This window comes from Chryseobacterium subflavum (assembly GCF_055762745.1).
This window is the reverse complement of record NZ_JBVTMR010000001.1, coordinates 101,172-113,571: the sequence shown is the minus strand read 5'-3', so window position 1 is coordinate 113,571 and position 12,400 is coordinate 101,172. Positions and strand designations below refer to the sequence as shown.

Genomic DNA, 12,400 nt, shown 5'->3' with positions numbered 1-12,400 from the left:
AAATCTAATACAAATGACGGAAAAATCTGTGGCCTCGGCAATGTTTATTATAGAAATCTTTTTAGGCAAATCAGCATTTTTGCTAATTATGCTTCACCCAGATCAATTCATCCGTATTGTATCCTATTCTCTTTGCTTTTTCTAAAAACCGTAATCTTATGCTTTCCGGGATTTCAGTCGTTCTGGATAATATCCACAGGTATTTTAAGCTGTTTCCAGCTACTAAGGCATACTGATAGTTTTCATCGATATCAATCACATTATAGCCTGCCCAAATAGGTTTAAAAAAAGAAACTTTTAAGCGGGCTTCCGTTTTATCTTTTACAAACCTTGCCTCTCCTATGGACTCTTTCCATTCTTTTTTCACATAATTATACCCTTTATTATCTACCCGGATGCTTCCATCGGGATTTTGGGAATAGGTTGCCGTAACATTGTCCATGTCTTTCTCAAACTTATAATCGAAGCGAGCAATTTCATACCATTTTCCCAGGTATCTTCCGGAATCAAAACGGGTGACAGGCATAGCACCTTTTGGTACCCTTACAGAACATTGATTAAAAATGAGAAATCCTAAAACTCCTATCGAGACAGGAATAACTATTTTCTGAAAATTTTTCATAATAATATAAGTTTGTGGTTATGAAAAAAGTCCAAAAATGATGCCTTTAGGTTCCCCTTAACATAAAGCTAAGAAAAGGTTTTAAGAAAAGCTTCTTTGAATGTCCCTGAAACCTCAATTTCAGCATCATCCAATAAAGTAACAGTCCCGCTTTTGTGATATGATTTAACAAAACCTGTATTGATGATATGTGAACGATGAACTCTGACAAAGGGAGCTTCAAGAAGATCATCAAAATGTTTTAAAAATCTGCATACCATCTTTTTGGTTCCGTCTGTAAGATAAACGAGGGTAAAATTTCCATCTGCCTGCAGTCTTACTATTTCTTCAGTTTTCACAACATCAAATCCCTGTAATGTCGGCAGGATAAGTTGCTGCTTATCAGGTTTTACTTTGAGATTTTCCAACAGTATTTTATTCCGGTTCAGCTCTTCCTTTTTTTCAAGGCTTTCTGCTACTTTATTGACGGCAAGAATCAGCTCCTGGATATCTATAGGTTTTAAAATATAATAGCTGGCCGACTTATTAAGAGCCTGTAAGGAATATTGAGAAAAAGCAGTTATAAAGATCGTTTCATAGGTGTAATCCTTAGTAGCTTCCAAGACATCAAAAGCATTCCCGAATGGCATTTCCACATCCAGAAAAACAAGCTGCGGAAGCTTCTCAGCGATCAGAGGAACGGCATCTTTTATATTTTCGGCTTCACCGAGGATTTCTACCTGAGGACAATATTTTGTAAGATAATTCCTTAGAACCTCTCTTGCAATAACCTCATCATCTATGATAACAGCTTTTATTTTCATTGATACAGATCCGGATAATGTCCGGTTTACATGTAAAAATATAATATTTAGTTGAAATACAAACGTCTATTAGATAAGATAATCCTGAAAAAGTTATAATTTATAGCGGATCTGTACAGTTACACCTTGTTCATTCTTTTTATCCGTTATGGTACAGTGGATGTCCTGTTTATAAAGGTCATTTAACAATGTAATTCTTTCCATCGTATTTTTCATCCCCCTTCCTTGCCTTGATTTTTGATGTTCTGTTTTCAATTTTTTACTTTCTTCAATACCTATTCCGTTATCATCAACGGTTATTATCATATATTGACCCTGCTTCTCAAAATTCAGTTGTAAAAATCCTTTGTTCTGACGATACCGTAGCCCATGCCATATCGCATTTTCCAAAAAAGGCTGGATCAGCATGCCGGGTATCAGTAGACTCTGTAAATTCAGACTTTCATCCACCTTGATTTCATAGTCAAATTTATCTGCAAACCGTGTTTTTTCCAGAGCCAGATAGTTCTGTAACAGATCGAGTTCCTGTTGGAAAGGAATAAAATCCTCTGCTGAGTTTTCCATAACACCGCGCATCAGTTTCGAAAATTTTGTCAGGTATTGATTCGCCTCCAACTCATTATTCGTGGCGATGAATTGATTCACACTATTTAAACTGTTGAAAATGAAATGTGGATTCATTTCCCGGCGAAGGGATTGTAAAGCTATTTTTTTATTTTTGATCTGAACTTTCTTTAAGGTCCATAAAATGAAGCCTGCCAATCCTGCCAATACAACCAAGGCTCCTATAAGGCTATAATTAAATGCATTCTTTTTGCGGATCAGCTCATCTTTTAATTCCCTTTCTTTTTCTAATTGTGCTATTCTTTGTTCGGTGTCTTCAAGAATTTTATTATCAACAAGACTTCTGTCCTTTGAAACAAGATCCGGTAATCGTCCGAGAAAATCCCTGTATAGCTTTACCGATTCATCTGTATTTTCGGAAACACTGTACAAACTGTCCAATCTTTTTACACTTTTCTGGGCCTCCAGCGTATGTCCTTTTTCCAGTGCAATATTGTAGGCACTTTTCAATGTTTCAATAGCACTTTTTGTGTCATTTTTTTTTATATAAATATCAGCGAGCTCCTGGATCTGCTCTACTTTTTTCTGAGAATTATCTTTTACAAAGTCCTCTTTCAAAACTTTCTTCTTGGCTTCAATGGCTTTATCAAAATCTTTATTCTCAACATAAAAATTGGTCAGCTTCTGATTAATTTCCAGAGCCTGCTGAGGTTCCATCTGCTTTTTGGAAATTGTGTAAGCACTTTTAAGATTCGCTTCAGCTTTAGGTATATCGTTTTGCTGGATGTTTACATCAGCTAACTGACTGTAACTGGCTGCCAGATCTGCTTTTTCATTGTCTTTCCTGCTGATATCAATATTGCTCTGGATCGCTTCCGCCCTCTCTTCCTTAGAAGGTGACGAGAGCCTGGTAACATCGTTGGTATTGATGCTTTTGTTTTCCTTTGAGTAGCTGATATCAGCTGCTCTGCTGTAGTTAAGGATGGCCGGACTTATTTTATTTTGTTTTTCCTGGGACTGCGCGAGCTTTCGGGTTACAAATTCGAGGTTCTTTTTATCGTTTAGGTTTTGGTATAGATTCCTTGCTTTTATCAGGTATTCTTCACTTTTTGCATAATTTCCCTGCCCGTAATAATCATTTGCCATACCGACATAGGTATCCGCGACCGTTTTATTATCATTATTATCAACCGCTTTTCTAATTTTGGAGGCAGACTTAAGTACTTTAGAAACCTTCATGGAATCCTGGGCAAAAAAAGAACTTCCAATTGCCAAGGTAATGAGTAATATAATTTTAAAAAGTAATTTCACTTGTATCCAAATCTATTATGCAAAGTAAGTAAAACTTTAGGTATCGTCTCTTACCATTCACCAAGTGAAACGTATATTTCACCAAGTTTAAAAGAAATAATAATCAATACACCTGTTTTCATATATTTGTGAATTACAAATCTCTTAAAAGAAACTCATGAAAACCTATTTGTATTTACTGTCCCTTCTGTGTTTTCTTACCCAGACAATTCATGCACAAACCTACATTCAGAATGTAACGGTTGTGGATGTGATGAATAAAAAAATGATTCCCAATCAAACCGTAGTGGTTACAAAAGACATGATCTCTGAAATCAAACCGGGGCATAAAGTAACAATCCCTAAAAATGCGACGGTTATAGATGGAAAAGGTAAATTTCTGATGCCGGGAATGACGGATGCCCACGTTCATTTCTTCCAGAGCGGAGGCTTATATACGAGACCGGATGCATTTGATCTCAGAAAGCAGATCCCTTATGAAAAAGAAATAGATTGGGTACATCAGAATATGGAAGATTTTTTACTGCGTTATCTTAAAAATGGAATTACTTCCGTCATCGATGCCGGGGCTACTTTCAACTTTCTGAAATTAAGAGATTCATTTGCAAAAAATCCTACTCTGCCTTCTGTTTATATGACAGGGCCACTTATTACAACCTACGAGCCCGAAGCTTTTAAAAACCTGGATAAAAATGAGCCTTTCAAACTAGTGAAAACCAGTGAAGAGGGACGCAAAATGGTTCAGGAGCAACTTCCCTATAAACCCGACTTTATCAAAATATGGTATATCGTTATGGCAGACCCGAAAGAAATAGAAGCCATGGCAAGAAAATATGAGCCTATTATTAAAACTATTATTGAAGAAGCTCACAAAAACAACCTTAAAGTTGCAGTACATGCTACGGAAAGAATTACCGCACAGATTGCCGTACAAAATGGAGCCGACTTTTTAGTGCATGATGTGGAAGATGAAGTTGTACCAGATGACTTTATCAAACTTCTTAAATCAAAAAAAGTAGTACTCAGCCCGACACTCACGGTGATGGATAATTACTTTAAAACCTATGCCCAGAAAAAGAAATACAATACCTATGAACTGGAGAATTCGAATCCACAAACAGTAGGATCTATCTATGATCTTCAACATTTAGCAGATTCTGCAGACTCCACAACGATTAATAAGATGAAAAAGCGTTTCAACCTACCTCAGCTGAACGCTTACGCCAGAAAGAAAGATTCTGTAAGAATCATTAATCTAAAAAGACTTTCGGACGGAGGAGTAACCATTGCAGCGGGTACAGATGCGGGAAACATTGCCACCCAACATGCTACTTCCTTTCTTGCCGAGCTAAAAGCAATGAAAGAAAGTGGAATGAACAACTGGCAGATCATTCAGTCTGCAACAATTAATCCAGCCAAGATCTTTAATAAAGAAAATATTTCGGGAAGTATAAACACCGGTAAAGTAGCAGATATGGTTCTTTTACGCGCAGATCCCACTGAAAATCTGGATCATCTTACCCAGATAGAAATGATTTTCAAAAACGGACAGCCAATACAGCCTGATAAAATTTTAAAAATTACCCCGGAAATCCTTGTCCAGCAACAGGTAAACGGATACAATGCCAGAAATATAGATGCATTTCTAGAACCTTATGCCGACGATGTCGAACTCTATACTTTCCCTGATAAATTAATAAGCAAGGGAAAAGATGCCATGAGAAAAACCTACAGCGCTATGTTTGACAAATTGCCGGATCTTCATTGTGAAATTACCAATAGGCTGATCAAAGGGAATTTTGTCATGGATAAAGAAAGTGTTTCAGGAATCAGGAAAAACGGAAAAGTAGAAGCAACTGCCATCTATGAAATAAAAGACAATAAGATTTCAAAGGTCTTTTTCTTGCCTTAAAAAGAATTTAAATACCTATAATAAAAAGACAGTTCGAGTGAACTGTCTTTTTTTTGTCATTTCACCAAGTGAAAACTTCATTTCACCAAGTCTCTCCATTTCAGGTTTACAATCGGGCTAATTTTACTTCAGAATTTAAAACAAGAAATTATGAAATTGAGACATTTTTTATTAATCGGATTCCTTACAGCAGGAAGTTTAATAAACGCACAGGAAGTAAAGAAAAATGCAATTGAGGTAACGGGAGTTGCTGAAATGGAAGTAGAGCCGGACGAAATCATCTTCAACATCGGAATAAAGGCCGACAACAAAAATGAGCTGGCAGACAATGAAAAGAAATTATTCGAAACTTTAAAAAGTAATGGGGTAAAGAATGAGGATATCACCTTCAAATCAATGTATCAGAATCTTTACTCAAAAACAACCAAGTTCACCAAAAGTTTTCAGTTTAAGGTAAATGCTAAGACCAACCTCAGTAAGGTATTCGAAGGGTTAAATCAAAAGTGGGTAAGCAACCTGAATATTGCAGAGGTAAAAAATACCAAAATTGCAGATTTCAGAAAAACCGTAAAAATAAATGCATTAAAGGCAGCTAAAGAAAAAGCGGATTATTTACTGGAAAGCATGGGTAAAAAAACCGGAGCTCCTTTAGAAATTATAGAGATCGAGGATTATACAAGTGACACTATTATGCCAATGTCTGCCTACATGAGAAAATCCAGTAATGTACAAATGGAAGCTGATGCAGGAGTTGATTATTCATTTGAAAATATTGAAAATATCAAATTGAAATACAGCATTAAAACCAGATACGAGATACTTTAAAAATGCTAAAGGCAGCTATCCGCAGTTGCCTTTGTTCAAACTAAAGGGTCATCAATTTTTCCTTTAAGGTAAAATCCAAAACATTGCAAATTCATTAGTATAGAAAATAAACAATTAAAAATATAAATAATGACAACTTTAAAAATTTTAACATTGAGTATAGGTGCTGCTTTTTTAAGTTCTAATAGCCTTACAGAGACACGTTGTATGGGAAAAAGCAATCCTTCGGTAATTGAGCACATTACAACACAAAGACCTTCTTTGTATACTGCACAACCATCATCAGGGGATAACAAAATTCAGGTTGCCCTTTTACTGGATACTTCGAACAGCATGGATGGATTAATCGATCAGGCTAAATCCAGACTCTGGAATATTGTAAATACGCTGACTACATTAAAGTATGAAGGAAAAGCACCACAAATAGAAATTGCATTATACGAATATGGCAATGACGGAATTCGCGATGAAAATTTCATCCGCCAGGTAACTCCCCTAACACAGGATCTGGATCTGGTTTCAGAAAAATTATTTGGATTAAGAACCAATGGTGGAAGTGAATACTGCGGTGCCGTGATCCGGGATGCGGCTATGAATCTGAACTGGGATAAAAATGATAAGAGTATGAAACTTATCTACATTGCCGGTAATGAGCCGTTTGATCAGGGAAGAATTAACTACAAGGAAGTTATTTCATCTGCTAAGGCAAAAAAAATCTATACCAATACTATATTTTGTGGTGACAGAAATGAAGGTATCCAGTCATTCTGGCAAAATGGAGCTGTTACAGGTGATGGAAAGTACTTTAATATCGATAGTGACAGAAAGGTAATCTATGTGGAAACACCATATGATGCTAAAATTTCAGAGTATAACACGAAACTCAATGACACTTATGTATATTACGGAAGCCATGGTTCCGAATACAAGAGCAAACAGATCATGCAGGATAAAAATGCAGCAGTTCAGTCTGTTTCCAATGCGGTGGAAAGAACGGTAGCCAAAAGTAAAAAGAATGCATATAAGAATGATCATTGGGACCTTGTAGACAAAGCGGAAAAGGATGTCAACTTTATAACAACTGTTAAAGAAAGTGAACTCCCCGCTGAATTAAAAGGCAAAACTAAAGATGAAGTAAAAAGGCTGGTAACGGAGAAATCTGTCGAACGGGAAAAGATTCAAAAAGAAATTGAGGGGCTATCCAAAAAAAGACAGGACTATATCGATAACGAAATGAAAAAAAGAGGAAATGCAGACTCTGATGATCTGGGCAAAGCTATCGAAACTTCAATCTTGGAATTGGCCAGAAAAAGCGGATATACTATATAATATTGGCAGCTTGGAAGCCACCAATATAGTAATGATAAAACCAGGTGGATGATGTTTCATAACCATCTGGTTTTATCTTTCAAACTTAAAATATCTCGATAAGGGATGTTTTTTATTTTTCATAAAAAGGGATGTCATTTCCATTCCTGTAACTGAAAAAGTAATCCCGTTTCCACCAAAACCAAGCACAAAATAGGAATTATTGAATTTCTCATGTTCACCTATATAAGGTAACCCGTCTTTAGTTTCCCCGAAGGTTCCAGCCCATACAAAATCTGTATAAAAATGGTAATCGGGCCTGATCTTTTTTAATGTTTTCAGAATCTGTTTTTCTTTTTTATCCAGCAATGCATCCCGCTTTTTCGCGTCATAAAAATCCTCATCCCCTCCTCCGATCAGTAACCTTCCGTCATCAGTAGTCCTCATATACATATAAGGTTCATCTGTATTCCAGACCAGTGTACTGGAGATATTTTTAAATTTATCATCATCAATCTCGGAAACTAGAGCATATGTGCTTTTGAGATCCACAAAATTTTCTTTGATCAGACTTTTACTCTCATAGCCTATACAATAAATGATCTTTTTAGCTTTGATCTGAGGTCCGTTTATTGTGCTTACAAGATTATATCCTCTGTAACTCTTTGCCGCTTTCATCTCTGTCTTATCAAATACAAGAAGTCCTTTCTTATGATTAAATTCCAATAATTCATGGGCCAATTTGAATGCATCTACGCTTGCTCCCTGCTTAGAAACAATTCCTCCAAATGTATTTTGAAATCCGAATTCTTTTTGAATTTCTTCAGCATCAAGCCATTCCACTTCGAATCCGTATTTTTTTCTGGCTTCAAATTCCTGCTGCAACCACTGTATATCTTTTTTTCTTGACGCATAATACAGAGATCTTTTTCTTTTAAAACCGGCCTTTGATTTTAATTCTTTTGTAAGCTGTTCTATTATATCAATAGCATCTGAACAGGCTTTGTAGCTTTCAACAGCTCCTTTTTCCCCGATCTGATCAATCAGTTTAAAAAGTGGAATATCAATTTCATATTGCAGCATAGAAGTAGTGGCTGAGGTGCTTCCGTTACAAATCTCCCGTTTATCAATAAGGATCGTCCTGTATCCATCTTTTACCATCTGGTGGGCAATCAGACTTCCCGTTATTCCACCCCCGATAATCAATACATCACATTCTTCATCTGATTTTAAAGAAGGATAAGAGGCTGTCAATCCATTCTTTAATAACCAAAATGGTTCATTCGATTTTAAATCCATATTAATATTTTAAACTAAAATACTAATATTTGTGAGTATTTTAACGATTTTCGGACGATTATTGGTGTAATTATTGTTGGTGAAATACCACCAAACCATAAAAAATATACTATGATTACTATTATTCCAGATGCCCCGGAGAATGTTGCGGCGTTCAGCGCAACGGGAGAAGTGACCCGAGAGGACTTTGAAAACCTTGTTATTCCCCATGTAAAACAAAAGGTCGATCAGTTTGATGAACTTAATTATTTGTTGTATTTAGATACGGATCTGGAGAATTTTACCATGGGAGCATGGTTACAAGACGCACTTTTGGGACTAAAAAACCTTGCTAAATGGAATCGTACAGCTATTGTGACGGATAGCACAGGTGTTCAGAATTTCACCGATATATTCAGTGTCCTGATGCCCGGTGAATTCAAGTCTTTTCCTAAAGAAAATGTATACAATGCCCTTTACTGGTGTAAGAACGGTAATGAAGTTGAAGCATAAAGGATTAAAAAAAGAGGCAAATGCCTCTTTTTTTTATTGATCTCCCGGAATACATTCCACTGTTATTTCTTCTGTTATAAGTTTTGAAGATCTGTATAAATACATATACCGTATACTGATCATCAGTCCTATAAACGTCATTCCGACACCCACCAAAGAAGGATATTTAAACGAAAATCCATGTTCTAAAGGAATTCCACCTAAAAATGCTCCCATTGCATTGGCAATATTAAAAGCAGCCTGCATAAAGGCCGCAGCCATCATTTCGCTTCTTGGAGCGGCTTTCATCATCATAATATTAATCGGGGCAGCCACAGACATTGATAACGCACCACATACAAAAGTAAGTACCAGAGCAATAATACTGTTTTCTGAAAAGAAAAATACACCTGCCAATGACGACATCATCAGAAGTAATAAAAGAGAACATGTTTTTTCGGGCCCTAATTTATCTGATAAAAAACCTCCAGCCAGATTTCCCACTACCATTCCTGCTCCCGCCAAAATCATAACATATGCCATCTGACTTGCCTTAATGCCCGCAATGATGGTCATTAGTGGTGTAATATAACTAAACCAGGTAAATAGTCCGCCAAATCCTATTGCGGTAATTAATAATACCAGCCAGGATTGTTTATTTTTTAGAAATTTTAATTCCTCCAGAAAGTGTGTATCCTGCTTTGTTTCCATGGTAGGAAGCCAGAACTTTAAAAACAATAAGGCAAATAATCCAATTACCGCGACAATCACGAAATACCATCTCCAGTGGAAGGTATGTCCTATATAAGTGACCAGGGGCACCATTGCCAGGTTCGCTATAGTAAGCCCGGTGAACATTAAAGAAATATAGAATGCCTCCTTGCCTTTTCCTGCCAGCCGAGATGCCACTACGGTCCCTACTCCGAAAAATGCTCCATGTGGCAGGCCAGACAAAAACCGGATAATGAGCATTGATGTGTAATCTGGTGCTATCGCTGATAAACCGTTAAACAAAGTAAAAATCATCATTAAAACAATCAATACTTTTTTAGGTGGAAACTTCACAGAGTAACCGATTAATATCGGAGCCCCAATAACGACTCCTAGTGCATATGCAGAAATAAGATGCCCGGCTTCGGGAATACTTACCTGTAAAGTTTTAGCAATATCGGGCAGTAAGCCCATAATGGTGAATTCTGTTGTTCCAATCCCCAAACCACCAATGGCCAGTGGTATAATCCTCTTATCTATCATTCCCATATCATTTTGTTTCTTTCAATTGCTTCTTTGTTTTAGAGATAGTAAAAGCAATCCTATTATTTGAAAGTGCAAAAATCGATAGAAATTTTCAATTCTGCTTCCACTCAAATGATAAAAATTTGCTCCGTATTGACCTTTTTATTTAATTTTAAATCTCAAAGTAATCAAGATAGAACCAAATGAAAATCCAGAAAGAAATTATTGACTTCGAAAAAGGAAAATCATTCAAGCTTTTTTCTCCTTCCTTGAAAGACTGCTTTTTCTGGCATTATCATCCTGAAATAGAATTGGTTTATGTTGAAGCCATAAATGGAATCCGCCATATAGGAAAAGATATTTCCGGTTTTACTAATAGTGACCTTTTACTGATTGGCTCTAATGTTCCACATCTCAACTTCGATTACAAAATCCAAACAGAGTGCAGACAGATGGTTCTCCAGATGAGAGAAAATTTTTTACAGGATATTATTGATCCGGTTCCCGAATTTGACGATATCAGACATCTTCTGGAACGTTCCTATCTTGGACTATCTTTCTCCGGAGACACAAAGCGGATCGTCGTTGAAAAAATGCATAGCCTCATGACTACAGGAAATTTTGATTCCCTCATCGGATTAATTGAAATCCTACAGATCCTTGCCAACTCAAATGAAGTAAAAGAACTGAATAACGAAGATACCCGGATCAAATGGTTTCTTAACGATAAAATAAGAATGGGAACAATTTACGATTACATTCATGAAAACTATGATAAAAAAACGAATGTCAATCACATTGCAGCAACAGTAAACCTGAGTACTGCGGCTTTCTGCCGGTATTTTAAAAAGCAAACCAATATGACATTTACTGATTTTGTAAACAACTACAGGATCAATCAGGCAAAGATATTTTTGTTAAAGGATTCGTCCGTAACGGAAGTTTGTTTCCAGGTAGGTTTTGAAAGTCTGTCGTATTTTAATAAGCTATTCAAACAGCATGTAGGTGAAACACCATCAGAGTTCAGGAAAAAGCATTTGGCTAAAATTGAGGGATGATGAAGGCTAAATAGCTAAATTGAGTTTTGCTGATTTACATATCAACTGCCCTTTTCTAATAAAAAAAATCGCTCCGTGTTGGAGCGATTTGTATTTTTAGTGAATATGTTTTTCTGCGTGATAAGAACTTCTTACAAGTGGTGAACTTTCAACATGTCTGAAACCTAAACTTCTTGCAAAATCACCGAATTCATCAAATTCTTCCGGTGTAATGAATTTTTTTACAGGAAGATGTTTTTTAGTAGGCTGAAGATACTGCCCCAAGGTAATCACATCCACGTTGGCATTTCTGATGTCCTCAATCGTCTGGAAAACTTCATCTCTTGTTTCTCCCAAACCAAGCATAACACCCGTTTTGGTTCTTCTCTGTCCTGCTTCTTTCAGGTATCTTAATACTTCAAGGCTTCTTTCATATTTCGCCTGAATTCTCACTTCCCTTGTTAAACGTTTTACTGTTTCCATGTTATGAGAAATCACTTCCGGAGCAACATCCACCAATCGATCAAGGTGCTTTGTTATTCCCTGGAAATCAGGAATCAATGTTTCCATTGTAGTTCCCGGAGAAATTCTTCGTACCGCATTTACAGTTTCCCCCCACAGAATGGATCCCATATCCTTCAGATCATCGCGGTCCACTGAAGTAAGTACTGCGTGCTTAATTTTCATTAATTTGATCGAACGTGCTACCTTCTCGGGTTCATCCCAGTTTACATCCATAGGTTTTCCGGTTTTTACACCACAAAATCCACAGCTCCGCGTACAGATATTCCCCAGAATCATGAAAGTTGCAGTTCCCTCACCCCAACATTCCCCCATATTCGGGCAGCTCCCGCTCTGGCAAATTGTATTTAATTTATATTTATCAACCAAGGTTCTCAGTTCTCTGTAATTCTTTCCGGTAGGCAGTTTTACACGAATCCACTTTGGTTTTTGAACGGTAGTGTCTTGAACTAAATTTTCCATTTCTAAAATTGAACTTCAAAGTTAAGGA

11 protein-coding genes are annotated in these 12,400 nt (G+C 36.6%); 5 read left to right on the top strand and 6 right to left on the bottom strand.

Features of this window, described 5'->3' with window-relative positions; genetic code table 11:
• Positions 1-82: 82 nt before the first annotated feature.
• The 3 genes from AC0INN_RS00550 to AC0INN_RS00540 form a co-directional block, all read right to left on the bottom strand.
• Positions 83-622, bottom strand: coding sequence for a lipocalin family protein (locus tag AC0INN_RS00550; protein WP_273650941.1), 540 nt, complete (start codon positions 620-622; stop codon positions 83-85).
• A 68-nt stretch (positions 623-690) separates the two neighbouring features.
• Positions 691-1,425, bottom strand: a complete 735-nt coding sequence (locus AC0INN_RS00545) for a LytR/AlgR family response regulator transcription factor (protein ID WP_172276757.1) — start codon at positions 1,423-1,425, stop codon at positions 691-693.
• 93 nt (positions 1,426-1,518) lie between these two features.
• On the bottom strand, positions 1,519-3,300 hold the full coding sequence (locus AC0INN_RS00540; RefSeq protein WP_306611189.1) for a tetratricopeptide repeat-containing sensor histidine kinase: 1,782 nt from the start codon (positions 3,298-3,300) through the stop codon (positions 1,519-1,521).
• A gap of 157 nt (positions 3,301-3,457) precedes the next feature.
• Between AC0INN_RS00540 and AC0INN_RS00535 the strand changes: the two genes are divergently transcribed.
• The 3 genes from AC0INN_RS00535 to AC0INN_RS00525 all read left to right on the top strand — a co-directional run bounded on the left by AC0INN_RS00535 (position 3,458) and on the right by AC0INN_RS00525 (position 7,366).
• Entirely contained in the window at positions 3,458-5,212 is a 1,755-nt protein-coding gene (locus AC0INN_RS00535) for an amidohydrolase family protein (protein WP_306611187.1), read from the top strand.
• Between the two features lie 150 nt (positions 5,213-5,362).
• Positions 5,363-6,037 carry an SIMPL domain-containing protein gene (locus tag AC0INN_RS00530; protein ID WP_306611185.1) on the top strand — a complete coding sequence of 225 codons (675 nt, stop codon included), beginning with the start codon at positions 5,363-5,365 and terminating at the stop codon, positions 6,035-6,037.
• A gap of 129 nt (positions 6,038-6,166) precedes the next feature.
• Entirely contained in the window at positions 6,167-7,366 is a 1,200-nt protein-coding gene (locus tag AC0INN_RS00525) for a vWA domain-containing protein (protein WP_306611183.1), read from the top strand.
• A 72-nt stretch (positions 7,367-7,438) separates the two neighbouring features.
• On the opposite strand, the gene AC0INN_RS00520 is transcribed toward AC0INN_RS00525, so the two are convergent.
• The gene (locus AC0INN_RS00520; protein ID WP_273650936.1) at positions 7,439-8,644 is read right to left on the bottom strand and encodes an NAD(P)/FAD-dependent oxidoreductase; all 1,206 of its coding nucleotides are present in this window, start codon (positions 8,642-8,644) and stop codon (positions 7,439-7,441) included.
• 111 nt (positions 8,645-8,755) lie between these two features.
• Here AC0INN_RS00520 and AC0INN_RS00515 point away from each other — a divergent pair, with 111 nt between their 5' ends.
• On the top strand, positions 8,756-9,136 hold the full coding sequence (locus AC0INN_RS00515) for a SpoIIAA family protein (RefSeq protein ID WP_273650935.1): 381 nt from the start codon (positions 8,756-8,758) through the stop codon (positions 9,134-9,136).
• 33 nt (positions 9,137-9,169) lie between these two features.
• Here AC0INN_RS00515 and AC0INN_RS00510 read toward each other — a convergent pair whose 3' ends face one another.
• Positions 9,170-10,366: an MFS transporter gene (locus AC0INN_RS00510; protein ID WP_442868078.1), complete on the bottom strand. Its 1,197-nt coding sequence runs from the start codon at positions 10,364-10,366 to the stop codon at positions 9,170-9,172.
• Positions 10,367-10,554: 188 nt separating this feature from the next.
• Here AC0INN_RS00510 and AC0INN_RS00505 point away from each other — a divergent pair, with 188 nt between their 5' ends.
• On the top strand, positions 10,555-11,409 hold the full coding sequence (locus AC0INN_RS00505) for an AraC family transcriptional regulator (RefSeq protein ID WP_273650933.1): 855 nt from the start codon (positions 10,555-10,557) through the stop codon (positions 11,407-11,409).
• 96 nt (positions 11,410-11,505) lie between these two features.
• Here AC0INN_RS00505 and lipA read toward each other — a convergent pair whose 3' ends face one another.
• A complete protein-coding gene (gene lipA / locus AC0INN_RS00500) occupies positions 11,506-12,372 on the bottom strand; it encodes a lipoyl synthase (RefSeq protein ID WP_172276733.1) in 867 nt (288 codons plus the stop codon).
• Positions 12,373-12,400: the final 28 nt, after the last annotated feature.

What these genes read in the sequence shown, in the direction of transcription:
- AC0INN_RS00550 (WP_273650941.1), bottom strand. Translation starts at nt 622, where the DNA reads ATGAAAAATTTTCAGAAAATAGTTATTCCTGTCTCGATAGGAGTTTTA.
- AC0INN_RS00545 (WP_172276757.1), bottom strand. Translation starts at nt 1,425, where the DNA reads ATGAAAATAAAAGCTGTTATCATAGATGATGAGGTTATTGCAAGAGAG.
- AC0INN_RS00535 (WP_306611187.1), top strand. Translation starts at nt 3,458, where the DNA reads ATGAAAACCTATTTGTATTTACTGTCCCTTCTGTGTTTTCTTACCCAG.
- AC0INN_RS00530 (WP_306611185.1), top strand. Translation starts at nt 5,363, where the DNA reads ATGAAATTGAGACATTTTTTATTAATCGGATTCCTTACAGCAGGAAGT.
- AC0INN_RS00525 (WP_306611183.1), top strand. Translation starts at nt 6,167, where the DNA reads ATGACAACTTTAAAAATTTTAACATTGAGTATAGGTGCTGCTTTTTTA.
- AC0INN_RS00520 (WP_273650936.1), bottom strand. Translation starts at nt 8,644, where the DNA reads ATGGATTTAAAATCGAATGAACCATTTTGGTTATTAAAGAATGGATTG.
- AC0INN_RS00515 (WP_273650935.1), top strand. Translation starts at nt 8,756, where the DNA reads ATGATTACTATTATTCCAGATGCCCCGGAGAATGTTGCGGCGTTCAGC.
- AC0INN_RS00505 (WP_273650933.1), top strand. Translation starts at nt 10,555, where the DNA reads ATGAAAATCCAGAAAGAAATTATTGACTTCGAAAAAGGAAAATCATTC.
- lipA (WP_172276733.1), bottom strand. Translation starts at nt 12,372, where the DNA reads ATGGAAAATTTAGTTCAAGACACTACCGTTCAAAAACCAAAGTGGATT.